The sequence below is a fragment of the Pseudomonas sp. AN3A02 genome, assembly GCF_011765255.1.
GTDB lineage: Bacteria > Pseudomonadota > Gammaproteobacteria > Pseudomonadales > Pseudomonadaceae > Aquipseudomonas.
Genome location: NZ_JAARNI010000002.1, coordinates 520,081 through 542,336, shown reverse-complemented (window position 1 = coordinate 542,336; position 22,256 = coordinate 520,081). Strand labels below are relative to the sequence as shown.

At 61.1% G+C, this 22,256-nt stretch carries 23 protein-coding genes; 16 read left to right on the top strand and 7 right to left on the bottom strand.

From position 1 onward, the window contains the following. Nucleotides 1-2: 2 nt before the first annotated feature. From HBJ59_RS12265 to HBJ59_RS12240, 6 genes are all read left to right on the top strand, one after another. Nucleotides 3-563, top strand: a complete 561-nt coding sequence (locus HBJ59_RS12265) for a DUF1285 domain-containing protein (protein ID WP_167663689.1) — start codon at nucleotides 3-5, stop codon at nucleotides 561-563. 70 nt (nucleotides 564-633) lie between these two features. Next, nucleotides 634-1,347 (top strand): GntR family transcriptional regulator, encoded by a 714-nt coding sequence (locus tag HBJ59_RS12260; RefSeq protein ID WP_076015082.1) that lies wholly within the window; start codon nucleotides 634-636, stop codon nucleotides 1,345-1,347. Then, nucleotides 1,344-2,345: an ADP-ribosylglycohydrolase family protein gene (locus HBJ59_RS12255; RefSeq protein ID WP_167663688.1), complete on the top strand. Its 1,002-nt coding sequence runs from the start codon at nucleotides 1,344-1,346 to the stop codon at nucleotides 2,343-2,345. Before HBJ59_RS12260 ends, HBJ59_RS12255 begins: the two co-directional genes overlap by 4 nt. A gap of 197 nt (nucleotides 2,346-2,542) precedes the next feature. Then, nucleotides 2,543-4,009, top strand: coding sequence for a cytosine permease (locus HBJ59_RS12250; protein WP_167663687.1), 1,467 nt, complete (start codon nucleotides 2,543-2,545; stop codon nucleotides 4,007-4,009). Next, nucleotides 4,002-4,922: a PfkB family carbohydrate kinase gene (locus HBJ59_RS12245; protein WP_167663686.1), complete on the top strand. Its 921-nt coding sequence runs from the start codon at nucleotides 4,002-4,004 to the stop codon at nucleotides 4,920-4,922. The genes HBJ59_RS12250 and HBJ59_RS12245 overlap by 8 nt, the downstream gene beginning before the upstream one ends. Nucleotides 4,923-4,960: 38 nt before the next feature. Continuing rightward, a complete protein-coding gene (locus tag HBJ59_RS12240) occupies nucleotides 4,961-5,689 on the top strand; it encodes a bifunctional 2-polyprenyl-6-hydroxyphenol methylase/3-demethylubiquinol 3-O-methyltransferase UbiG (protein ID WP_167663685.1) in 729 nt (242 codons plus the stop codon). Between the two features lie 128 nt (nucleotides 5,690-5,817). On the opposite strand, the gene HBJ59_RS12235 is transcribed toward HBJ59_RS12240, so the two are convergent. From HBJ59_RS12235 to HBJ59_RS12215, 5 genes are all read right to left on the bottom strand, one after another. Further along, nucleotides 5,818-6,198: a Rho termination factor N-terminal domain-containing protein gene (locus tag HBJ59_RS12235; protein WP_167663684.1), complete on the bottom strand. Its 381-nt coding sequence runs from the start codon at nucleotides 6,196-6,198 to the stop codon at nucleotides 5,818-5,820. Between the two features lie 56 nt (nucleotides 6,199-6,254). Further along, a complete protein-coding gene (locus tag HBJ59_RS12230; RefSeq protein WP_017475797.1) occupies nucleotides 6,255-6,521 on the bottom strand; it encodes a hypothetical protein in 267 nt (88 codons plus the stop codon). Nucleotides 6,522-6,569: 48 nt separating this feature from the next. Then, entirely contained in the window at nucleotides 6,570-6,917 is a 348-nt protein-coding gene (locus tag HBJ59_RS12225; RefSeq protein WP_010165919.1) for a hypothetical protein, read from the bottom strand. Between the two features lie 85 nt (nucleotides 6,918-7,002). Further along, complete coding sequence (locus tag HBJ59_RS12220; RefSeq protein WP_167663683.1) at nucleotides 7,003-8,196, bottom strand: MFS transporter; 1,194 nt, start codon at nucleotides 8,194-8,196, stop codon at nucleotides 7,003-7,005. A gap of 85 nt (nucleotides 8,197-8,281) precedes the next feature. Continuing rightward, nucleotides 8,282-8,941 carry an HD domain-containing protein gene (locus tag HBJ59_RS12215; protein ID WP_167663682.1) on the bottom strand — a complete coding sequence of 220 codons (660 nt, stop codon included), beginning with the start codon at nucleotides 8,939-8,941 and terminating at the stop codon, nucleotides 8,282-8,284. A gap of 112 nt (nucleotides 8,942-9,053) precedes the next feature. Here HBJ59_RS12215 and HBJ59_RS12210 point away from each other — a divergent pair, with 112 nt between their 5' ends. From HBJ59_RS12210 to HBJ59_RS12185, 6 genes are all read left to right on the top strand, one after another. After that, on the top strand, nucleotides 9,054-9,533 hold the full coding sequence (locus HBJ59_RS12210; protein ID WP_010165922.1) for a GNAT family N-acetyltransferase: 480 nt from the start codon (nucleotides 9,054-9,056) through the stop codon (nucleotides 9,531-9,533). Between the two features lie 149 nt (nucleotides 9,534-9,682). Further along, the gene (locus HBJ59_RS12205) at nucleotides 9,683-10,504 is read left to right on the top strand and encodes an SDR family oxidoreductase (protein ID WP_167663681.1); all 822 of its coding nucleotides are present in this window, start codon (nucleotides 9,683-9,685) and stop codon (nucleotides 10,502-10,504) included. Between the two features lie 31 nt (nucleotides 10,505-10,535). Continuing rightward, on the top strand, nucleotides 10,536-11,516 hold the full coding sequence (locus HBJ59_RS12200) for a substrate-binding domain-containing protein (protein WP_026077771.1): 981 nt from the start codon (nucleotides 10,536-10,538) through the stop codon (nucleotides 11,514-11,516). Beyond that, the gene (gene araG / locus HBJ59_RS12195; RefSeq protein ID WP_167663680.1) at nucleotides 11,513-13,021 is read left to right on the top strand and encodes an L-arabinose ABC transporter ATP-binding protein AraG; all 1,509 of its coding nucleotides are present in this window, start codon (nucleotides 11,513-11,515) and stop codon (nucleotides 13,019-13,021) included. Before HBJ59_RS12200 ends, araG begins: the two co-directional genes overlap by 4 nt. Nucleotides 13,022-13,039: 18 nt before the next feature. Continuing rightward, nucleotides 13,040-14,005 carry an L-arabinose ABC transporter permease AraH gene (gene araH / locus HBJ59_RS12190; protein ID WP_076015092.1) on the top strand — a complete coding sequence of 322 codons (966 nt, stop codon included), beginning with the start codon at nucleotides 13,040-13,042 and terminating at the stop codon, nucleotides 14,003-14,005. A 210-nt stretch (nucleotides 14,006-14,215) separates the two neighbouring features. Beyond that, nucleotides 14,216-15,019, top strand: coding sequence for an IclR family transcriptional regulator (locus tag HBJ59_RS12185; protein WP_076015093.1), 804 nt, complete (start codon nucleotides 14,216-14,218; stop codon nucleotides 15,017-15,019). Nucleotides 15,020-15,128: 109 nt separating this feature from the next. On the opposite strand, the gene HBJ59_RS12180 is transcribed toward HBJ59_RS12185, so the two are convergent. Beyond that, nucleotides 15,129-16,181 (bottom strand): NAD(P)-dependent alcohol dehydrogenase, encoded by a 1,053-nt coding sequence (locus tag HBJ59_RS12180; protein WP_167663949.1) that lies wholly within the window; start codon nucleotides 16,179-16,181, stop codon nucleotides 15,129-15,131. Nucleotides 16,182-16,362: 181 nt separating this feature from the next. On the opposite strand from HBJ59_RS12180, the gene HBJ59_RS12175 reads away from it, so the two are divergent. After that, on the top strand, nucleotides 16,363-17,253 hold the full coding sequence (locus HBJ59_RS12175) for an AraC family transcriptional regulator (RefSeq protein WP_004371227.1): 891 nt from the start codon (nucleotides 16,363-16,365) through the stop codon (nucleotides 17,251-17,253). 196 nt (nucleotides 17,254-17,449) lie between these two features. On the opposite strand, the gene HBJ59_RS12170 is transcribed toward HBJ59_RS12175, so the two are convergent. Beyond that, nucleotides 17,450-19,114 carry an electron transfer flavoprotein-ubiquinone oxidoreductase gene (locus tag HBJ59_RS12170; RefSeq protein ID WP_167663679.1) on the bottom strand — a complete coding sequence of 555 codons (1,665 nt, stop codon included), beginning with the start codon at nucleotides 19,112-19,114 and terminating at the stop codon, nucleotides 17,450-17,452. A 553-nt stretch (nucleotides 19,115-19,667) separates the two neighbouring features. On the opposite strand from HBJ59_RS12170, the gene HBJ59_RS12165 reads away from it, so the two are divergent. From HBJ59_RS12165 to HBJ59_RS12155, 3 genes are all read left to right on the top strand, one after another. Beyond that, nucleotides 19,668-20,417 carry an electron transfer flavoprotein subunit beta/FixA family protein gene (locus tag HBJ59_RS12165; RefSeq protein WP_004371224.1) on the top strand — a complete coding sequence of 250 codons (750 nt, stop codon included), beginning with the start codon at nucleotides 19,668-19,670 and terminating at the stop codon, nucleotides 20,415-20,417. Nucleotides 20,418-20,419: 2 nt separating this feature from the next. Beyond that, entirely contained in the window at nucleotides 20,420-21,349 is a 930-nt protein-coding gene (locus tag HBJ59_RS12160; protein ID WP_004371223.1) for an electron transfer flavoprotein subunit alpha/FixB family protein, read from the top strand. An 83-nt stretch (nucleotides 21,350-21,432) separates the two neighbouring features. Further along, nucleotides 21,433-22,248 carry an ABC transporter substrate-binding protein gene (locus HBJ59_RS12155; RefSeq protein WP_076015097.1) on the top strand — a complete coding sequence of 272 codons (816 nt, stop codon included), beginning with the start codon at nucleotides 21,433-21,435 and terminating at the stop codon, nucleotides 22,246-22,248. Nucleotides 22,249-22,256: the final 8 nt, after the last annotated feature.

The window sequence follows — 22,256 nt, the reverse complement described above, 5'->3', positions numbered from 1 at the left end:
GCATGACCGATTCGGCCAAGGCCAATGACCTGTTGGCGCAATTGCCCAAGGGCAAGGGGCCCGCACCGGTACATCTGTGGAACCCGGATTTTTGCGGCGATATCGACATGCGCATTGCCCGCGATGGCACCTGGTTCTATATGGGCACGCCGATTGGCCGCAAGCCGATGGTCAAGCTGTTCTCCAACATCATCCGCCGCGACGGCGATGATTACTTCCTGATCACCCCGGTGGAAAAGGTCGGGATCAAGGTCGATGACGCGCCCTTTGTCGCCGTCACCCTGGAAGTCGAAGGGCAGGGCGAAAGCCAGGTGCTGCGCTTTACCACCAATGTCGATGAACAGGTCGAGGCCGGTATCGAACATCCGCTGCGGGTGGTGATCGATCCGGACACTCAGGAACCTTCGCCGTACCTGCGGGTGCGCACAAACCTCGAAGCCTTGGTCCACCGCAATGCGTTCTATCAGTTGGTGGAGTTGGCGGTGACCCGTCCGATCAACGGTAAGAACTGGCTTGGCGTCTGGAGCGGCGGGGTATTTTTCCCCATCGGCCTGGAGCCCTGAGGCTGGTTTCTCCCTTCCTCTGAAATAATTCGCTTGCTGTAGCCGGGCGCTTTCGGTTATCAATTTGTACATGATTAGACATGTCCGATTTGATAAGAAAAAACGCGTCGTCGACGAGCTGATCCGCCGTATCGAGGGCGGAGTGATGGCTGACGGTGTCCTGTTGCCGGGCGAGCACCAACTGGCCGAAGAGTTTTCCGTCAGCCGCGGCACCCTGCGTGAAGCCCTGGCCGAACTCAAGCGCCGCAGCTACATCGCCACCCAAAGCGGCGTGGGCTCCATCGTCACCTTCGACGGCATGGTGCTCGACCAGCGCAGCGGCTGGGCTCAAGCCCTCGCCGACACCGGCGCAGTGGTCACCTCCGAAATCCTGCGCCTGGAAGCGGTCACTCGTCCGGACCTGCTCAGCAGTCACGGCAGTGACCAATTCATCGCCCTCGATCGCCGCCGTCGCGCCGCCGACGGCACGTTCGTGTCCCTGGAGCGCTCGTTGATGCCGGCCTCCGGTGGCCTGGAAAGCCTGCCGCAAGTCGGCCTGATCGATAACTCCCTGACCATCACCTTGGCCGCCTACGGCTACGTCGGCGCCACCGGCAGCCAATGGATCGGGGCCGAGCCGCTGAACGAGGAAGACGCCCAATTGCTGGGTCGCCCGGTGGGCACGGTGTTCCTCAAGGCCCTGCGCACCACCTACGACCGGCAAGACCGCTTCATGGAATCCGTCGAAAGCCTGCTCGACCCTCTGCACTTTCGCCTGCACCTTCAATTTGGAACACCGACATGACCGCCACCACCCGCGCCCTCGGCGCCTTCTACGGCCTGGCCCTGGGCGATGCGTTGGGCATGCCCACCCAGTCCCTGAGCCGCGAGCAGGTCAAGGCGCGTTTCGGCGCGATCACCGCCCTGGAAGATGCCGACGCCGATCAGCCGATCGCGCCGAACATGCCCAAGGGCTCGATCACCGATGACACCGAACAGGCGATCCTCGTCGGTCAGTTGCTGGTGGGCGGCCAGGGCAAAATTGAACCCACCGAGCTGGCCCAGCGCCTGATCGACTGGGAAGCGGTGATGCGCGCCAAGGGTTCCCAGGATTTGCTGGGCCCGTCGACCAAACGCGCGATCGACATGATCCTGGCGGGCCACACCCCGGAAGAATCCGGGCGCTACGGCACCACCAACGGCGCCGCCATGCGCATCACCCCGGTGGGCATCGCGGCGAACGTCAATGACCCTGCGCAGTTTATCCAGGCGGTGATCCAGGCCTGCCAGGTCACCCACAACACTAACCTGGGCATCTCCAGCGCAGCCGCCGTGGCGGCGGTGGTTTCCGCCGGGATCAACGGTGTCGACCTGGGTGAAGCGCTGAACATCGGCACCCAGATCGCCCAGCAGGCGGAAAACCACGGCCACTGGATTGCCGGTGGGCGCATCGCCACCCGCATCAGTTGGGCACGCACGTTGAGCGTGGACAGCGGCGACAAGGCGCTGTTTACCGACCTGCTCTACGAATTGATCGGCACTTCGGTGGCGTCCCAGGAATCGGTGGTGGTGTCGTTTGCCCTCGCGCAGCAAGTTGCGGTGGGTGAAGTGAACGCCTTCGAAGCCTTGTGCATGGCCGCCAGCCTTGGCGGCGACACCGACACCATCGCCGCGATTCTCGGCGCGATGCTCGGTGCGTGCCTGGGGATGCAGTGCTGGCCTGAGGCGATGATCGAGCAGGTCAAGCAGGTTAATGGCCTGGACCTGGAGCCCTTGGTCCAAGGCCTGCTCGATCTGCGCTGAGCACCGCAGATCAAAAATGTGGGAGCGGGCTTGCTCGCGAAAGCGGTGTGTCAGGCAACGCATGTGTCACTGATGCACCGCTTTCGCGAGCAAGCCCGCTCCCACATTGATCCAGTCGAGTCAGGAAGACCGGAACACAGATTCAACTTGCCAACCTGCCACAACCACAAAAAAACAGGCATCAGGAGCACCCCACCATGAGTACGTCCTCTTCCGGCCAAAGCGCCGGGCAATTGGAAACACGCGGCATCGAGCCGGTCCCGGAAGGGGAGTGCAACGGCCATCCGCTGCAACTCTTTTGGGTCTGGTTTGCGGCCAATATCAGCATCCTCGGCTTGCCGTTGGGCGCGACCCTCGTGGCGTTTCGCGGCCTGGCAATTTGGCAGGCGATCATCGTCGCGATCCTCGGCGCCGCCGGTTCGTTTGCGGTGGTCGGCATCATCTCCATCGCCGGCCGTCGTGGCCGTGCCCCGAGCTTGACGCTGTCCCGGGCGATCTTCGGCGTACGCGGCAATATCGGCCCGACCCTGGTGTCACTGATGTCGCGCCTGGGCTGGGAAACCGTCAATACCACCACCGCGGCATTCGTGCTGCTGTCGTTGTGCTCGATCCTGTTCAACTCGCCGGTTGCCGCCAAAAGCGCGCCGGTACTGACCCTGCTGTTCATTGGCATTTTCGTGCTGCTGACCCTCGCCGTATCGGGCCTGGGCCACGCCACTTTGCTGGTGATCCAGAAGTGGGCCACCTACGTGTTCGGCGCACTGAATATCCTGGTGGGCGGTTTCCTCTGCGCCACCATCGACTGGAGCGCCGTGTTCAACGCCACGCCTGCGCCGTTGAGCGCGATGATCATCGGCATCGGCACTATGGCCGCCGGTACGGGTATCGGCTGGGCCAACGCCGGTGCCGACATGTCGCGCTATCAGCACCGCAGCGTCAAGGCCGTGCGCCTGGTGGCCTCTGCCGCCTTCGGTGCGGGGATTCCGCTGGTGCTGTTGATCACCCTCGGCGGCCTGCTGTCGGTGGGCAACAACGACCTGGCGTCGGCCACTGACCCGATCATCGCGATCCGCGACATGCTGCCGACCTGGATGGCGGTGCCGTACCTGATCACCGCGTTTGGCGGACTGCTGCTGTCCAACAACCTGTCGGTGTACTCGGCGGGCCTCACCACCTTGACCCTCGGTTTGAAGGTCAAGCGCGTACACGCGGTGATCGTCGACATCGTCGCGATCTTCGCCGGTTCGATCTACTTCATGCTGATCGCCGACAGTTTCTATGGTCCGTTCATCACCTTCATCTCGTTGCTGGCGGTACCGATTACCGCCTGGGTCGGGATCTTTGTGGTCGACCTGATCCATCGTCACTACTACAGCCCCAAAGACCTGCTGGACGTGACGCCAAGCAGCGCCTACTGGTATCGCGGCGGGGTTGAATGGCGTGCGTTCGGCGCCTGGGCGATTGCGATTGTGCTGGGCTTCAGCTTCACCACCATCGGCACCACGGCCGAGAACATCTGGTTCGCCGGGCCGTTGTCCGATTCGTGGCTGGGCCACAACGGCCTGGGCTGGATCGTCACCTTCCTGGTGGCCGGCGGGATTTATGCGGTACTGGGTGGCGCGGCTGATCGTCGTCCGGCTTTGGTAGAGAACGCTAATGTCTAGATTGCTGCACAGCGGGCAGGTCATCGTCGACCTGGTCATGTCCCTCGACACATTGCCCGCCACCGGCGGCGATGTATTGGCCAATTCCGCCAGCTTCGAAGCCGGCGGCGGCTTCAACGTGATGGCCGCCGCCCGGCGCAACGGCTTGCCGGTGGTCTACCTGGGCCGCCATGGCAGCGGCCGCTTTGGTGACCTGGCACGCGCGGCAATGCAGGCCGAGGGCATTGAAATGGCCCTGCCTGCCAGCGACGACAAGGACACCGGCCTGTGTGTGTCCCTGACCGAAGCCACTACCGAGCGTACCTTCATTTCCCATATCGGCGCCGAAGGTGATTTGCTCGCGCAAGACCTGGCCAGCGCGGTACCCAACGCCGATGACTATGTGTACGTCAGCGGCTACAGCTTGCTGCTGGAGGGCAAGGCCCAAGCGTTGCTCGATTGGCTGTTGGCGTTGCCGCGCCAGATTACCGTGGTGTTCGATCCGGGCCCGCTGGTGAAGGCGCCGGACTCGGCCTTGATGGTCACCTTGTTGCCGCGTATCGACATCTGGACCAGCAACGGTCCGGAAGCCCTGGCATTCACCGGCGCCAGCGATCTCGCGGGGGCATTGCTCAAACTCAACGAGCACCTGCCCGCCGGCACCTTGCTGGTGGTTCGCGATGGACCGAATGGCTGCTGGGTCAGCCGTAACGGCAAGGCCGAGCATGTGCCGGGATTCAAGGTCAAGGCGGTGGACAGCAACGGTGCGGGTGATGCTCACGCCGGGGTGTTTATCGCCGGCCTGGCCAATGGTTTGGCGCCAGTTGTCGCGGCACGTCGCGCCAATGCGGCGGCAGCATTGGCGGTCACGCGCTGGGGGCCGGCAACCTCACCGGGCACGGCTGAAGTGGATGCGTTGTTGAGCGCGGGCTGATTCGGCAGAATAGTCGCCATTCAGCACGGAGCAACGTCATGACCCAGAACATCTACGACACCGAGGTTTTCTTCGAGGGCTACAGCAAAATGGGCCGCTCGGTAGAAGGCCTCGCCGGCGCTCCGGAGTGGCCGGCTTTGCAGGCCATGTTGCCGCCGATGTGTGGCTCGAAAGTGGTGGACCTCGGTTGCGGCTACGGCTGGTTCAGTCGCTGGGCTCAGGAGCAGGGCGCCGAGCAGGTGCTGGGGCTGGATGTGTCGCAAAAAATGCTGGCGCGGGCGAAGGAGATGACTGCGTCTTCGGCTATCACCTACGGCATCGCCGACCTGGAAAAACTCGACCTTCCGGATGCCGCTTTCGACCTGGCTTACAGCTCATTGGCGTTTCATTACATCGTCGATCTGAAAGGCCTGTTCGCGCGCATTCATCAGGCGTTGGTGCCAGGCGGACGGTTGGTGTTTTCCATCGAGCACCCGATCTTCATGGCGCCTCGGCAGCCGGGCTGGCTGATTGATGAGCAAGGGCGCAAGAGCTGGCCGGTGGACAGCTATCAGATCGAAGGGCCACGGGTCACCAACTGGTTGGCAGATGGCGTGATCAAGCAGCATCGCACGGTAGGCACGTTGCTGACGCTGTTGATCCAGGCGGGGTTCACCCTGACCCATGTAGACGAGTGGGGCCCCAGCGAAGCAGACCTGAAGGCCCGCCCCGCATTGGCAGAAGAGCTGGAGCGGCCGATGATGCTACTGGTAGCCGCCCACCGCTGATTCCGTGGCTGAAAACACGATCAAAAATGTGGGAGCGGGCTTGCTCGCGAAGGCGGTGGGTCAGCCAATGAATCTGGCATTGATACACCGCCTTCGCGAGCACGCCCGCTCCCACATTTTGATCCGCGTTAACCGGCCTTTTTCAGCGCCTCAATCAACTCATCCTTGCGCATGGTCGAGCGCCCGGGAATGTCCTTGGCGCGCGCTTCCTTCAGCAAGCTTTCCTTGGTCTGCGTGCCCAGCGACATCCTGCTGTTACGCGGATGCCCTTCACGACTGGCCGCAGCCCGTTTGGCCGACTCATGCCGGTCCTGAGACTTCTTCGCCGGCGCCTTGCGCTGACCTGAACCGCCAGCCTTTTCGCCGCCACCCGACTGCTTGTTGACGGTGGCCCAAGCCCGGGCCTCGGCCTCTTCTTTCGACAAGCCCTTGTGCTCATAACTCTCTTCGATATGAGCGGCCTTGCGCTTCTGTTCGGTGGTGTATTTGGCTTTGCTTCCACGAGGCATTTCGATACTCCTTCTGGTTCTGGCCCTTCGCGAAGGGCCAGGCCAGACAAAGTGCGTTACTGGCCCGCTTCGCTTTCCAGCTTGCGAGCCGCTTCCACGCCGGATGCGGTGAGCTTGATCGGCAGGTTCAGCGCGTGTTCCCCGGCATCGTTGCAGGTCACATGGCCTTCCTTGATCCACCCGCGGTCCTGCAAGGTGGCCAAGGCGCTGGCCACCACTTTTTCACCTCGGTAGTTGTCCAGCACTTCCTTGCCCAGCCCGCTGGGATGAGCGTGGAGCAGACGGGTGAGGACTTCTTTTTCAAGGTTGTGATCGACGTTCATGCATACCTCTTCACTGGGAAATGGTTGGGTGTTCGTCTTTCTCGCGGGTTAAGGCGCTGGCTGTTTTGGTGCACCAGGGATGTTTGAGTCATCGCCTTTATTGATCGAAGGCGAAGTGGCGCCTGGGCCCATTTTGCCGTTAGGTACTGCACCGCTGTTGCGATTGGTGTCGTCACCCTGGGTGCGTGGGTCTTTGCTGTTGTCGATGATGGCGCCGCCATTGGTGTCCATGCCGGTGCCCATCGAGTCCTTCGACTCTTGGGTAGCGGGGTTGGGCGGGCTGCCGACAGGGTCGGTCGGGCCGGTGCTGGAACCTGTGGTGGCGGCAAAGCTGCTCAGCGAAACCGCAGACAGCAAACCGGTGAGGGCGAGGGCGGCAAATTTGGAAGTCGTCATGATGGTGTCTCCATATGATTAATGTCCTTACCTGATATTGGTCCGCCCCCGTTTGCGATTCGTGCCTCGATACCGACGAACGGTCTTACGTCGCTTGTAAGATTTTGTGTGACGCGATTCGGCGCCAGACCAGCCGCGCCACTGTGATCAGCCAATTGAGCAAAGCCACGGCCAGCACGCTCATCAACAGGGTCGGCATGCCGTATTCGACGATGACCTTGCCCGCCAGCAACGGGAAACCGAACACCCCGATAAAGTACGCCAGGCTGAACAACAGCAACGCTTGTGAAGTGGTGCCGGCGGGCGCCTCGTTCGCAGCCAAACCATTGATCACCGAATACGTCAGGCCATAACCGATGCCCAGGGTGACGGCCGCCAGCAGGTAGCTGTAGTTGCCACTGACCCTGAAGCCGAACAGGAAAATCGACACCAGCATCAACCCCGACAACACACACGCCGCCCAATACGGATCACGCTTGACCACGATGCCGGCGATCAGCAGGCGGCTGGTAATCGCCGCACTCATGAAACCCAGGAAGAACAGCGAATAATCCAGCCCGTGCAGCGCCGCGTAGCTGGTCTGGAAACTCGACAGCCCGCCAAACACGCAACCGCCGAGGCCGACCATGATGATCGCGAACACCGCTTTCGATGACAGCACCTGGCGCGTCGCCGACCAGGAAATCTTCGACGCCGGCGCAGTGTGCTGACTGAGGGCGCGACCCAGCCGCCAGAAAATCACCACGCCCGTAAGGCTCGCCAGCGCCGCGATATAAAACGCCGTCGTCAGCGAAAAATCCAGCGCACTTGCCGCCCGCCCGAGCAGCGGCCCGGAGCCGATCCCGGTCATCATGCTGCCCGACAGCAGGGCAAAATATTTGGCCCGCTGCGCCGGTTCCACCAGCATCGCGACGATGATCGGCCCCAGCGTATAGAACACGCCCCAGCCCAACCCCAACGACAAGCCAAAGAACATCAAGTCCTCGCCAAATCCCGGTGTCAGCGCAAAGCCCAGGCACGCCAGCACCAGCAATACGCCGAGCAGGGCGATGGACCTGGCGGCGCCCAGCAGGTCCGCCAGATGCCCGGAAACCAGCACCGCCACAAAGGTGCTGAGCATTGCCATGGAGATCACGCTGCCGGCGTCGTGTTCGTTGCCGCCACGGGAATGGATCAGCAGCGACAGCAAGAATGTCGAGCCATAGGACAGGGAAAGCAGGTAGCTGGCGAGGCAGAAAAGGGCGAACAGTTTTCCGCCAACCGCAGGTGAAGAGTGCATGGAAAAGCCTTGTGGCTGTTGGATTTATGCCCAACTTTTACCATGCACGGAGCGTGGGATTGTTCTGTGGTTCGCGGTGCTTGCGTTAGCCCACAGCGGAGTATGGCGTGCCGATTTCTTCGATGAACAGGTCCATGAAACCCTTCAACCGCTCATGGCGCGCCAGGGCCATGCGTTGCCCCGTTGGCGTCTGAAATCCGCCCGCCAGGTGCAGCAGCTTGGTCTGGAAATGGTCGAGGCAGAAGCGCTTGTCGTCGTACTCGCGGCGCTGTGCCGTTGGGTCCGCCGGGTCATACAGCCCGCTGCCCATGCGCCCGGCGATATAAAACGTGCGGGCCACGCCGATCATGCCCAACGAGTCGAGGCGGTCGGCATCCTGCATAATCTTCGCTTCAAGCGTCACCGGAGTAAGGCCCGCCGAAAAGCTGTGGGTCTCGATGGCATGCGTCACCGCAGCAATCGTTGCGGGCGGCCAGCCCAGCCCCTGCAAAATCTCCCCGGCTTTGTCCGCCGCCAGCTTCGACGCCTTGGACCGCAACGGTGAATTCTTCTCCACTGCCACGCAGTCATGCAGCAACACGGCTGCCAGCAGCACCTCAAGCTCGCCACCTTCCTCAGCCTGGATCGAGCGCACGTTGTGCCACACCCGCTGCAAATGGGACAGGTCGTGGGCACCGTCTTCCGAAGGCTCAAGGGCGTGAGGCAATAAAGTCGCGGCGAGGTCGGTCAGTGGCGTGAAGGGCATGGGGATTCTCAAAGGTCGACGGCCTGCAGGTTAGCCGCGAATCAAATTGCACTGCAATCGGTCATTAAAGCGCCTTAGTATGTGTGCTTTATTTCCCTGACAAGGCCAGTCCATGACCATCGAGATTCGCCCCGCCGTGCCCAGCGATGCTGCGCAAATTCTGGCCTTCATCACCGAGCTTGCCGACTACGAAAAAGCCCGCCACGAAGTGATCGCCAGCGTGGTGGACATCGAGCGCAGCCTGTTCAGCGAAGGCGCCACCGCCCACGGCCTGATCTGCCTGCGGGACGGTTTGCCGATCGGCTTTGCGGTGTTCTTTTTCAGCTACTCCACCTGGCTCGGCAGCAACTGCCTGTACCTCGAAGACCTGTACATCAACCCCGAGCAACGCGGCGGCGGGGCGGGCAAGAAGTTGCTGCGCCACCTGGCGAAAATCGCCTGCGACAATGGCTGTGGGCGTTTCGAGTGGAGCGTGCTGGACTGGAATGAGCCGGCCATTGCGTTCTACAAATCCATCGGCGCCCAGCCACAGGAAGAGTGGGTGCGCTACCGCATGGAGGGCGATGCCTTGAGGGATTTCGCCCAGGGTTGAAGGCCTATAAAGAGCCGGCTATCACAGCCGGTTTTTTTATACATTTGTTCACTATATGGGATGATAATTTATATATTGAGATGTTTTGGTTTCTGGGTTTATAGTCTTGCGCATCAGCACTCACTACCAAAAACAAAACAGGTGAAGCGATGCAGGCACAACCGTTGTCGTTACCTCCGGTGCCCGAGCCGACTTACGGCGAGCGACTGAAGAACAAAGTCGTGGTCATTACCGGTGCCGCCCAAGGCATTGGCGAGGCAATCGTCGCTTGCTTCCAGGCTCAGCAGGCGCGCCTGGTAATCGGTGATATCCAGGGCGAGAAGGTCGAGAAGGTCGCCGCCCACTGGCGCGAACGCGGCGCCGAGATTTACGCACAACCCGTCGACATCACTTCCAAGGACCAATGGCGCTCCCTGGTGGACGTGGCCATCGAACGCTTTGGCCGAGTCGATGTGCTGGTCAACTGCGCCGGCGTCAACGTGTTCCGCGACCCGCTGGAAATGAGCGACGAAGACTGGCGCCGTTGTTTCGCCATCGACCTCGACGGCGCCTGGTACGGCTGCCGCACCGTGTTGCCGCACATGATCGAGCAGGGCATCGGCAACATCATCAACATCGCCTCCACCCATTCCAGCCACATCATTCCCGGTTGCTTCCCGTACCCGGTGGCCAAGCACGGCCTGCTGGGGCTGACCCGCGCACTGGGCATCGAATACGCGCCCAAGGGCATCCGCGTAAATGCCATCGCGCCGGGCTATATCGAAACCCAACTCAACGTCGATTACTGGAACGGCTTTGCCGACCCGCACGCCGAGCGCCAGCGTGCCTTCGACCTGCACCCGCCCAAGCGCATCGGCCAGCCGATTGAAGTGGCGATGACGGCACTGTTTCTTGCGACCGATGAGGCGCCCTTTATCAATGCCACCTGCCTGATGATCGATGGCGGGCGGTCGGTGATGTACCACGATTAACACGTTTCCAAATAACAAGAAGAGGTGGTTCATGCTCAAGAAGACACTAGGCACCCTTGCACTCACGATGGCGCTCAGCGGCCTGGCCTCTGCCGAAGAAGTAAAGATCGGCTTTCTGGTCAAGCAGGCGGAAGAGCCCTGGTTCCAGACCGAATGGGCCTTCGCTGAAAAAGCCGGCAAGGACCATGGTTTCACCGTGATCAAGATCGCCGTGCCCGACGGCGAGAAAACCCTTTCCGCCATCGACACCCTCGCTGCCAACGGCGCCAAGGGCTTCGTCATCTGCCCGCCGGACGTGTCCCTCGGCCCAGCGATCATGGCCAAGGCCAAGCTGAATAACCTGAAAGTGCTGGCGGTGGACGACCGCTTCGTCGACGCCAAGGGCAAGCCCATGGAAGACGTGCCTTACGTCGGCCTGGACGCCTACAAGATCGGCCAGAAACAAGGCGAAGCCATGGCCACCGAAGCCAAGCATCGCAACTGGGACTGGAAGGACACCTACGCCGTCATCAATACGTTTGACGAGCTGGAAACCGGCAAGAAACGCACCGACGGTTCGGTAGAAGGCCTCAAGGCTGCCGGCCTGCCGGTTGACCACATTCTGTTCACCGCGCAGAAAACCCTCGACGTGCCGGGCGCCATGGACTCCACCAACTCGGCCCTGGTGAAACTGCCCAGCGGCGCGAAAAACCTGCTGATTGGCGGCATGAACGACAGCACCGTACTGGGCGGCGTACGCGCCACCGAAAGCGCCGGCTTCAAGGCGCTGAATGTCATCGGCGTGGGCATCAACGGCACCGACGCCATCGAAGAGCTGAAAAAATCCGACACCGGTTTCTACGGCTCGATGCTGCTCAGCCCCGATGCGTCCGGCTATAAAACCGCTACTGCGATGTTCGAGTGGGTGACCAAAGGCACAGAGCCGGCCAAGTTCACCGCACTGGATAACGTGACCCTGATCACCCGCGCCAACTTCAAGGAAGAGTTGAGCAAGATCGGTCTGTGGAAATGAACAGCGCTGCCGCAGAAAGCCTGCGCTTCAACGGCATCGGCAAGGAGTTTCCCGGGGTGAAAGCCTTGGCGCAGATCAGCTTTGAAGCGCGGCCCCATTCGGTGCATGCGCTGATGGGCGAGAACGGCGCGGGCAAGTCGACCTTGCTGAAAATCCTTGGCGGTTTTTATCCGCCCAACAGCGGCAGTTTGCAGTTGGGCGAACGCAGCGTGAGTTTCAAATCGGCGGCCGACAGCATCGCCAGCGGCATCGCGGTGATTCACCAGGAGCTGCAACTGGTGCCGGAAATGACCGTCGCCGAGAACCTGCTGCTGGGGCATATGCCGTCGCGCTTTGGCGTGGTCAATCGCGGCGCGATGGTGCGCAAGGCGCGGGAATTGCTCAAAGGTCTGGCGGATGAAATCGATCCGAACATGCGCCTGGGCAGCCTGTCCCTCGGGCAGCGGCAACTGGTGGAAATCGCCAAGGCCATGTCACGCAATGCCCATGTGATTGCGTTCGATGAGCCCACCAGCAGCCTCTCGGCCCGCGAGATCGAGCGGCTGATGGTGATCATCGCCCGGCTGCGGGATGAAGGCCGGGTGATCCTCTACGTGTCGCACCGCATGGAAGAAGTGTTCCGGATTTGCGATGCGGTGACGGTGTTCAAGGACGGGCGCTTCGTGCGCACCTTCGAGGACATGGCGCAGTTGAACGTCGACCAGTTGGTCAACTGCATGGTCGGGCGCGATATCCAGGACATCTACAATTACCGACCGCGCGAGCACTCCGGTGAAGCGTTGCGAGTCGAAGGTCTGCTCGGGCCAGGCTTGCAGGAACCGGTGAGTCTGCAGGTGAACAAGGGCGAGATTCTTGGGCTGTTTGGCCTGGTCGGGGCAGGGCGCACCGAGCTGTTGCGCCTGCTGGCCGGGCTGTCGCGCAGTACCCAGGGTGCCTTGGTGTTGCATGGCCAGGCGCAGACGTTCAAGACGCCACGGGATGCGATTGCGGCGGGTGTATTGCTCTGCCCCGAGGACCGCAAGAAGGAAGGCATCGTGCCCCGCGCCAGTGTCGCGGAGAACATCAATATCAGTGCGCGCCGCGACCATGCGCGCTTCGGTTGGCTGATCCAGGGCGGTTGGGAACGCGCCAACGCCCAGCGGCAAATCAGCGCGCTGAACGTGCGCACGCCGTCTGCCGATCAACCGATTCTGTTCCTGTCGGGCGGCAATCAGCAGAAGGCGATTCTCGGTCGCTGGCTGTCGATGCCGATGAAAGTCTTGCTGCTGGACGAGCCGACGCGCGGCATCGATATCGGTGCCAAGTCGGAGATCTACCAGATCATCCATAACCTGGCGGCCAGTGGCATTGCGGTGATTGTGGTGTCCAGCGACCTGATGGAAGTGATGGGCATCTCCGACCGCATCCTGGTGATGAGCGAAGGCGCCCTGACCGGCGAATTGACCCGCGATCAAGCGGACGAAGCACGGCTGCTGCAACTGGCTCTTCCGCGTACGCGGGACTGAAGAATACGAGGGGTAGGTATGTCACAGGTAAAAACCGCAAGAAGCTTCTGGCCGGGGTTCAACCAGCGCAAGTTTCTCGATGATTGGGTCATGCTGCTGGCGGCCTTGAGCATCTTTGTGCTCAGCGCCATTTTCATCGACAACTTCCTCTCGCCGCTGAACATGCGCGGCCTGGGGCTGGCGATTTCCACCGTGGGCATTGCAGCCTGCACCATGCTGTTCTGCCTGGCGTCGGGGCACTTCGACTTGTCGGTGGGCTCGGTGATCGCGTGTTCGGGCGTGGTGGCGGGGATCGTGATTCGCGACACCGACAGTGTGTTCTTCGGCGTGTCGGCCGCGTTGGCCATGGGCCTGGTGGTGGGGCTGATCAACGGCATCGTGATCGCCAAGCTGCGGATCAACGCGTTGATTGCCACGTTGGCAACGATGCAGATCGTGCGTGGGCTGGCGTATATCTTTTCCAACGGCAAGGCGGTTGGCGTGATGGACGAAAACTTCTTCGTCTTTGGTAACGGCCAGCTGTTTGGCGTGCCGGTGCCGATCATCATCACCGTGCTGTGCTTTGTGTTTTTTGGCTGGCTGCTGAACTACACCACCTACGGGCGCAACACCATGGCCATCGGTGGCAACCAGGAAGCGGCGTTGCTGGCCGGGGTAAATGTCGACCGTACCAAGATCATCATCTTTGCCGTGCACGGGGTGATCGGTGCGTTGGCCGGGGTGATCCTGGCGTCGCGGATGACCTCGGGGCAACCGATGATTGGCCAGGGGTTTGAGCTGACGGTGATCTCGGCGTGCGTGCTGGGCGGGGTGTCGCTGAGCGGCGGGATCGGGATGATCCGGCATGTAATTGCCGGGGTGTTGATTTTGGCGATCATCGAGAACGCGATGAACCTGAAGAACATCGACACCTTCTACCAATACGTGATTCGCGGCTCGATCCTGTTGCTGGCGGTCATTATCGACAGGATGAAGCAGCGCTGATTTCTCGAGCGATGAGGCTTTCTGTGGCGAGGGAGCTTGCTCCCGCTGGGCTGCGTAGCAGCCCCAATACCAGGCACCTCATTCATCCAGGTAAAACGCGGTCGCCTGTTTTAGGGCCGCTTCGCGCCCCAGCGGGAGCAAGCTCCCTCGCCACAACAGGCGTGACCGCCCATAATGCTCGCCGTTTTCGTACTTCCCAATAGGCCCGATATGCAGGAAAACGCCCACACTCCCGTCAAAGACGCCGCCCCCACCGGCACTCAAACCCTGCTCCGTGGCCTGGGCGTGGTGCAGGCGGTGGCGGCTGGCGCGCGGGATCTCAAGGAGATTGCCAAGCGCATCGGCACCACCCGCAGCACCACTCACCGCCTGGCCAGTTGCCTGGTGGAAGAGCGCTACCTGCGCGTGGTGCCGCAAGTCGGCTACCTGCTGGGGCCCAAGTTGATCGAGTTGGGTTTTCAGGCGCGCGAGGAATTACCGCTGGTGAGCCTGGCGGTGCCGTACCTGGACGAGTTGTCGGCGCTGACCGGCGACACCATCCACCTGGCGATCCGCGAATTCGATGATGTGCTGTACCTGCACAAGAACCCTGGCCGCAATGGCCCGGAAATGCGCTCGCGCGTAGGCCATCGCATGCCGCTGGCGCGTACCGGGATCGGCAAGGCGTTGTTGCTGGATGACACGGTGGAAGAGTGGCAGCGCCTGTATCAGGTCAGCTTGCCAACAGGCGGGAAAAACTTGCAGTGGCCGCAGCACCCCGAGCAATCCTGGGCGCAGTTTGAACAGCGCATGCAGGAATACGTGGCGGGCGGTTATGCGTTTGATCTGGAAGACAACGAACCGTCGATCCGTTGTGTCGCGGCACCGGTGCGCGATGCCAGCCGGCGAATCGTCGCCGGCATCAGCATCGCCAGTACCGTGCCCTACATGCCGCTGGAAAAAATGGCCGAGCTGATCCCTGTGATCAAACAGGTCGCAGCACGGCTGTCAGCGGAGTTGGGCGCGAAGGCCTGATCTTCCCGTAGCAGCTGTCGAGCCCCAGCGAGGCTGCGTCTGCGGTGTATCAGGTACACCGCGAACGCAGCCTCGCCAAGGCTCGACAGCTGCTACGGGGGGCAATCTGTCAGGCCTTCAGGGTCGCCATGTCGATCACGAAGCGGTATTTCACATCCCCGGCAATCATGCGGGTGTAGGCTTCGTTGATCTGGCGGATGTCGAGCATCTCGATGTCGCAGGTGATGCCGTGCTCGGCACAGAAATCCAGGACTTCCTGGGTTTCGGCAATCCCACCGATCAACGAACCGGCGAGCACCTTGCGGCCCATCACCAGCTTGGCGGCATTGACGGGCGGGTCGACCGGCTCGATCAAACCTACCAGGATGTGCACGCCGTCAAAGCGCAGCACATCGAGGTAGGGGTTCAAGTCGTGCTGCACCGGAATGGTGTCCAGCAGGAAGTCGAAATGCCCGGCAGCGGCTTTCATCTGCGCTTCGTCGGTGGACACGATCACGTGATCGGCGCCCTGGCGACGGCCTTCTTCAGCCTTGCTCGCGGAACGGGTGAACAATGTCACTTCGGCGCCCATGGCCTTGGCGAACTTGATGCCCATATGGCCCAAACCGCCCATGCCCAGAACCCCAACCTTGTCGCCAGCCTTCACGCCATAGTGCTTGAGCGGCGAATAGGTGGTGATACCGGCGCAGAGGATCGGCGCGGCGCTGGCCAGGTCGAGCTTGGCCGGGATCTTCACCACGAAGTGCTCGCTGACCACGATGCTGTCGGAGTAGCCGCCCATGGTGTTGCTGCCATCGACCCGGTCCGGGGTGGCGTAGGTCATGGTCGGGCCTTCGAGGCAGTATTGCTCGAGGTCGGCGTGGCAGGCGTCGCAGTGACGGCAGGAGTCGACCATGCAGCCAACACCCACCAGGTCACCGACTTTGTGCGCGGTCACGCTGGCGCCGACGGCGGTGACTTTACCGACGATCTCGTGGCCCGGCATCAGCGGGTACACGGCAATGCCCCATTCGTTGCGTGCCTGGTGGATGTCGGAGTGGCAAACGCCGCAGTAGAGGATTTCGATCGCCACGTCATCGGCGCGCGGGCTGCGGCGTTCGAAGGACATGGGGGCGAGGGGAGTGGTGGCCGATTGAGCGGCATAACCGATGGCGGTGTACATGGAGAAACCTCGCAGGTGCAGTAACAGGTGAGGTGGCGCATTCTCCTCGCCGTGCCTTGGGGCGGCCATGGCGATTGCTCCGAGTCTCATGCCTATTCGTCCGGGAGTGCCCCTGGATTGGATCACTGTGGCGTCAGACCTGCGATGATGGTGTCATCCCTTTTTTCGCGAAGTTTTTGCCATGTTGTTGACCCGCCATGTCGACGCCAATGCCGCGTTGGTTGCCCTGATCGAACCGCTGACACCCCGTGATGGTTTCTCGCCCACGAACTTGCCAGGCGTGCAGGTATTGCGCGCCAGTTGCGATGTGGCGCGGGGCCCACAGATTTATGAACCGAGCCTGATGATCGTCGCCCAGGGCAGCAAGGTCGCGTATTTGGGCCCGCGAACCCTGGAGTATGGCGCCGGGCATTACCTGATCCAGGCGATGCCGGTGCCGTTCGAATGCGAGACCTTTGCCATGCCGAATGCGCCGCTGTTGGGTGTGACGGTGGGCATTGACCGGGTGGTGCTGGGTGAGTTGGTGATGGCGATGGGCATCCAGTCCGGGCCACCGCCAGCGGCGCAGACATTGGAGTCGATGAGTTCAGTAGTGCTGGATGACGCCATGCGCGGCTGTGTCGAACGGCTGTTGCAGTGCCTGCACGATCCGCTGGAGAGTCGGATCATGGGCCCGGCGCGGGTGCGGGAATTATTGTTCACCGCGTTGCGGGGGCCTCAGGCGGATGTGTTGCGGGCGCTGGTGGAGCAGCAAGGGCAGTTTTCCCGGGTGGCGACCTCGTTGAACCACCTGCATGCCCATTACGCCGAGCCGCTGAATATCGAGACCTTGGCGGGTTATGCGCACATGAGCGCGTCGACGTTCCACGAACACTTCAAGCGCTGCACGCTGTTGTCGCCGGTGCAGTACCTCAAGCGGTTGAGGTTGCTCAAGGCGCAGCAGTTGCTGTTGGTGGAGGGTATGGGCGTGGCGCAGGCGGCGCACAGTGTGGGCTATCAGAGTACGTCGCAGTTCAGCCGGGAGTACAAGCGCTACTTCGAGCGCAGCCCTGGGGATGAGCGAGCGGCATAACTCTCCCAGGCACAACGCGGTCAAAAATGTGGGAGCGGGCTTGCTCGCGAATGCGGTGTGTCAGTCACAGATGTTTTGGCTGAACCACCGCATTCGCGAGCAAGCCCGCTCCCACATTTGTCCGAGCCGACTGGTCTTTTTCCGGGCCACAAAAAAAGGCCCCCATTTTGGGAGCCTCGTTTTTCAAGCCAATGCCTTACATGTTCGGGTAAGTCGGCCCGCCCGCACCTTCCGGTGTCACCCAGGTGATGTTCTGCGAAGGGTCCTTGATGTCACAGGTCTTGCAGTGCACGCAGTTCTGGGCGTTGATCTGGAAGCGCTTCTCGCCGTCTTCCTTGGTGATCACTTCATACACGCCGGCCGGGCAGTAGCGCTGCGCCGGTTCATCGTAGAGCGGCAGGTTGGTGCCGATCGGGATGCTCGGGTCTTTCAGCTTCAGGTGGCACGGCTGTTCTTCTTCGTGGTTGGTACCGGAGATGAACACCGAGCTCAGCTTGTCGAAGCTCAGCTTGCCGTCGGGTTTCGGGTAGTCGATTTTCTTGCTGTCCTTGGCCAGCTTGAGGCAGGCGTAGTCCGGCTTGGTGTCGTGCAGGGTGAACGGCATTTTGCCGCCGAGGATGTTCTGGTCGAACCAGTTGAAGCCGGCACCCATGATCGGGCCGAACTTGTGCATCGCCGGGCCGAAGTTGCGGCTGGCGAACAGTTCTTCGTAGAGCCAGCTGTTCTTGAAGCTGTCGACGTAGTTGGTCAACTCGTCGCCGCCTTCGGATTCGGCGAACAGGCGCTCGGCCACGGCGTCAGCGGCGAGCATGCCGGACTTCATGGCGGTGTGGCTGCCCTTGATCTTGGCCACGTTCATGGTGCCCAGGTCGCAGCCAATCAATGCACCACCCTTGAATACCATTTTAGGCAGCGAGTTGATGCCACCTTTGGCCAGCGCGCGCGCGCCGTAGCTGATGCGCTTGCCGCCTTCCAGGTACTGGGCCAGCACCGGGTGATGCTTGAGGCGCTGGAACTCGTCGAACGGCGACAGGAAAGTGTTGCTGTAGGACAGGTCGACGATCAGGCCGACCACCACTTGGTTGTTTTCCAGGTGATAGAGGAACGAGCCGCCGGTGTTCTCGTTGCTCATGATGTCCAGCGGCCAACCGGCGGTGTGCACCACCAGGCCAGGCTGATGTTTGGCCGGGTCGATTTCCCAGATTTCTTTCAGGCCGATGCCGTAGTGCTGGGCATCAGCGTCGCTGTCCAGGTTGAAGCGCTGGATCAGTTGCTTGCCGATGTGGCCACGGCAACCTTCGGCGAACAGCGTGTACTTGCCACGCAGTTCCATGCCTGGGGTGTAGACGCCTTCTTTTGGATGGCCTTCACGGTCGACGCCGAGGTCACCGGTGATGATCCCGCGCACCACGCCGTTTTCGTCGAACAGTGCTTCCTGGGCGGCGAAGCCCGGGTAGACTTCCACACCCAGGTTCTCGGCCTGCTGGGCGAGCCAACGGCACAGGTTGCCCAGGGAGATAATGTAGTTGCCTTCGTTGTGCATGGTCTTGGGCACAAAGAAGTCAGGCACCTTGGTGGCCGCTTCGCTGGAGCGCAGTACATAGATGTCATCACGCACAACAGGGGTGTTGAGCGGTGCACCGAGTTCTTTCCAGTCCGGGAACAATTCGTTCAGGGCACGGGGTTCAAACACGGCACCGGACAGGATGTGAGCGCCGACTTCGGAGCCTTTTTCGACCACGCAGACGCTGATTTCCTTACCGGCTTCGGCGGCCTTCTGCTTCAATCGGCAGGCGGCAGACAGGCCTGCCGGGCCAGCGCCGACGATGACCACGTCGAATTCCATGTATTCGCGTTCCACAGGCTATCTCCTACTCAAGGCTCAACGGCTTTTTTTTCTAATGGGTGGAGGTTCGGTAATTCGTCCGGCAATGCCTGCATAAATCTCATGCAAGGGGCAGGGGACGACCCACCTTTCTCTCTAGGTGGCGCATTATATCTACACCACTCTCAGCGTCCAATACAAACGTTTGTTTGAATTGCCCGCAAGCTAGGTAAATCAAAGCAACGCGGCTAATAACTGACCATTTTGCCGTATTGACCGGAATAGGCGTTCCGGTCAATATACGGTCGGTTTTGCGCATCCCGTAGGCAGACTGTGGGTTTCAAGGCCACCTCGAAAGACAGGCTGAAGGCAAATAAGGGTGACGCGCGAGCCACGATGGCGCGCAGTTTACACGCCACGATAATGAATGACCTCTCAGTCACCACTGACGAACGGTCATCACTCCCGTGAGCAAGGTCCCCTGCCGACGATTGCCGGTGTTTTTGGAGGTGCCCTTGTGTGCCGATGAGCATCAACCGCCAGGTTCGCCTAGGCGACTTTCTTTTCACCGGAGAGTAACGAGGAATCCATGAAGGTTCTTGTAGCTGTCAAACGCGTTGTCGATTACAACGTGAAAGTTCGCGTCAAGGCGGACAATTCCGGCGTCGATCTCGCTAACGTCAAGATGTCGATGAACCCTTTCTGCGAAATCGCCGTGGAAGAAGCCGTACGCCTGAAAGAGAAAGGCGTTGCGACTGAAATCGTCGTCGTTTCCATCGGTCCGACCACTGCTCAAGAGCAGCTGCGTACGGCCCTGGCGCTGGGTGCCGATCGCGCCATCCTCGTCGAATCCGCTGAAGAGCTGACTTCCCTGGCCGTTGCCAAGTTGTTGAAAGCTGTTGTCGACAAGGAACAGCCATCGCTGGTGATCCTCGGCAAACAAGCCATCGACAGCGACAACAACCAGACTGGCCAGATGCTGGCTGCACTGACCGGTTACGGCCAGGGCACCTTCGCCTCGAAGGTCGAAGTGAGCGGCGACAAGGTTGCCGTGACCCGCGAAATCGACGGCGGCGCGCAAACAGTTTCCCTGAAACTGCCAGCCATCGTCACCACCGACCTGCGTTTGAACGAGCCGCGCTACGCGTCCCTGCCAAACATCATGAAAGCCAAGAAGAAGCCTCTCGAAGTGCTGACTCCGGATGCTTTGGGCGTTTCCACCGCCTCCACCAACAAGACCGTCAAAGTCGAAGCGCCGGCTGCACGCAGCGCGGGCATCAAGGTCAAGTCGGTGGCTGAACTGGTCGAGAAACTGAAAAACGAAGCGAAGGTAATCTAACCATGACTATCTTGGTAATCGCAGAACACGACAACAAGGTCGTGGCTCCGGCCACCCTGAACACTGTCGCCGCCGCCGCCAAAATCGGTGGTGATATCCACGTCCTGGTCGCTGGCCAAAACGTTGGTGCCGTGGCTGAGGCCGCTGCCAAAATCGCTGGCGTGAGCAAAGTACTGGTTGCCGACAACGCAGCCTACGCTCACCAGTTGCCGGAAAACGTTGCCCCGCTGGTTGCAGAGCTGGGCGCTGGTTACAGCCACATCCTGGCTGCCGCCACTTCCAACGGCAAAAACATCCTGCCGCGCGTTGCCGCGCAGCTGGACGTTGACCAGATCTCCGAGATCGTTTCGGTTGAAAGCGCCGACACCTTCAAGCGTCCGATCTATGCCGGTAACGCCATCGCTACTGTGCAGTCCACTGCCTCGGTTAAAGTCATCACCGTGCGTGCCACCGGTTTCGACCCGGTTGCTGCTGAAGGTGGTTCGGCTGCGGTTGAAGCTGTCGCTGCTGCTCACGACGCTGGCACTTCCAGCTTCGTAGGCGAAGAGCTGGCCAAGTCCGATCGTCCGGAACTGACCGCTGCCAAGATCGTCGTTTCCGGCGGTCGTGGCATGCAGAACGGTGACAACTTCAAGCACCTGTACGCCCTGGCTGACAAGCTGGGCGCTGCGGTCGGCGCTTCCCGCGCTGCCGTCGACGCAGGTTTTGTACCGAACGACATGCAGGTCGGCCAGACCGGCAAAATCGTTGCGCCACAGCTGTACATCGCCGTCGGTATCTCCGGCGCGATCCAGCATTTGGCCGGTATGAAAGACTCCAAGGTGATCGTTGCGATCAACAAGGACGAAGAAGCGCCGATCTTCCAGGTGGCTGATTATGGCCTGGTGGCAGACTTGTTCGAAGCCGTACCCGAGTTGGAGAAGCTGGTCTAATCCAGCCGCTTCACTTATAAAGAGCCCGGTCTTTTGACCGGGCTTTTTTTTGCCCGGTAATTTTTGAATGGGAGAACCCTGCCATGGAATTGCGTCCCTGGACTGTACTGCTGGCCCTGTCACTGCTGCCGACGGTGTCGCTGGCGGCTGGCAAATGTGATCGCCTAGTGATCACCGGCAGCCCGGACGCACCGCCTTATCTGTGGCGTGATCCCCAAGACCCCACGCACTTGATCGGCGCCACCGCCGACATGTTGCAGCAAGTGGCCAAAGACATCGGGGTGAAAATCGACCTGCTGTACGGCGGCAAGCGCTCCGTGGCTCTGGACGAAGTGCGCAGTGGGCGCATGGACATCCTCGCCGACGCACCGTTGACCCTCGACGCCTTGGACGCCTTCGATTACATCCACCCGGCATTGGTGCAAACCGATTACCTGGTCTGGACCCGCAAGGATTCGACCCTGGAATATAAACAGCCCGGCGACCTGCATGGCCACAAGGGCGCGGTGTCGGAAAGGGCACGCCTGAGCCGCGACTTTGAAACCTTGGCTGCCGAGCAACTGACCTTGCAACGCTTGCCCAGCCTGACCCCGGCGTTCCAGAAACTGCTGCTGGGGGAAGTGGACTACGTACTCGCCGGACGGTATTCCGGTATGGCCATGGCCCAGACCCTGGGCATGAGCAACGACCTGGTGGCGCGGGAAATCCCCATCGACCAACCGGGCCTGTACCTGGCGATTTCCCACAACTCCGCCTGCAACGATCCGTGGTTGCGCGGACAGCTCGCCAAAAAGATGACAGAATTGCCCGCGTCCGGTCTGGCGGAAACCGCGCTGCAGAGCAATCTCGAGCGCTGGAAAGCGCAGTTGCAGCAACCCGTCGGCACCCCAACAAAGTAGGGATTTTC

Bases quoted from the DNA above. Each gene is read 5' to 3' on its own strand.
- HBJ59_RS12180 (WP_167663949.1), bottom strand. From the start codon at position 16,181: ATGTACACCGCCATCGGTTATGCCGCTCAATCGGCCACCACTCCCCTC.
- HBJ59_RS12155 (WP_076015097.1), top strand. From the start codon at position 21,433: ATGGAATTGCGTCCCTGGACTGTACTGCTGGCCCTGTCACTGCTGCCG.
- HBJ59_RS12235 (WP_167663684.1), bottom strand. From the start codon at position 6,198: ATGCCTCGTGGAAGCAAAGCCAAATACACCACCGAACAGAAGCGCAAG.
- HBJ59_RS12250 (WP_167663687.1), top strand. From the start codon at position 2,543: ATGAGTACGTCCTCTTCCGGCCAAAGCGCCGGGCAATTGGAAACACGC.
- HBJ59_RS12240 (WP_167663685.1), top strand. From the start codon at position 4,961: ATGACCCAGAACATCTACGACACCGAGGTTTTCTTCGAGGGCTACAGC.
- araG (WP_167663680.1), top strand. From the start codon at position 11,513: ATGAACAGCGCTGCCGCAGAAAGCCTGCGCTTCAACGGCATCGGCAAG.
- araH (WP_076015092.1), top strand. From the start codon at position 13,040: ATGTCACAGGTAAAAACCGCAAGAAGCTTCTGGCCGGGGTTCAACCAG.
- HBJ59_RS12200 (WP_026077771.1), top strand. From the start codon at position 10,536: ATGCTCAAGAAGACACTAGGCACCCTTGCACTCACGATGGCGCTCAGC.
- HBJ59_RS12210 (WP_010165922.1), top strand. From the start codon at position 9,054: ATGACCATCGAGATTCGCCCCGCCGTGCCCAGCGATGCTGCGCAAATT.
- HBJ59_RS12220 (WP_167663683.1), bottom strand. From the start codon at position 8,196: ATGCACTCTTCACCTGCGGTTGGCGGAAAACTGTTCGCCCTTTTCTGC.
- HBJ59_RS12185 (WP_076015093.1), top strand. From the start codon at position 14,216: ATGCAGGAAAACGCCCACACTCCCGTCAAAGACGCCGCCCCCACCGGC.
- HBJ59_RS12175 (WP_004371227.1), top strand. From the start codon at position 16,363: ATGTTGTTGACCCGCCATGTCGACGCCAATGCCGCGTTGGTTGCCCTG.
- HBJ59_RS12255 (WP_167663688.1), top strand. From the start codon at position 1,344: ATGACCGCCACCACCCGCGCCCTCGGCGCCTTCTACGGCCTGGCCCTG.
- HBJ59_RS12165 (WP_004371224.1), top strand. From the start codon at position 19,668: ATGAAGGTTCTTGTAGCTGTCAAACGCGTTGTCGATTACAACGTGAAA.
- HBJ59_RS12225 (WP_010165919.1), bottom strand. From the start codon at position 6,917: ATGACGACTTCCAAATTTGCCGCCCTCGCCCTCACCGGTTTGCTGTCT.
- HBJ59_RS12160 (WP_004371223.1), top strand. From the start codon at position 20,420: ATGACTATCTTGGTAATCGCAGAACACGACAACAAGGTCGTGGCTCCG.
- HBJ59_RS12265 (WP_167663689.1), top strand. From the start codon at position 3: ATGACCGATTCGGCCAAGGCCAATGACCTGTTGGCGCAATTGCCCAAG.
- HBJ59_RS12205 (WP_167663681.1), top strand. From the start codon at position 9,683: ATGCAGGCACAACCGTTGTCGTTACCTCCGGTGCCCGAGCCGACTTAC.
- HBJ59_RS12245 (WP_167663686.1), top strand. From the start codon at position 4,002: ATGTCTAGATTGCTGCACAGCGGGCAGGTCATCGTCGACCTGGTCATG.
- HBJ59_RS12260 (WP_076015082.1), top strand. From the start codon at position 634: ATGATTAGACATGTCCGATTTGATAAGAAAAAACGCGTCGTCGACGAG.
- HBJ59_RS12230 (WP_017475797.1), bottom strand. From the start codon at position 6,521: ATGAACGTCGATCACAACCTTGAAAAAGAAGTCCTCACCCGTCTGCTC.
- HBJ59_RS12215 (WP_167663682.1), bottom strand. From the start codon at position 8,941: ATGCCCTTCACGCCACTGACCGACCTCGCCGCGACTTTATTGCCTCAC.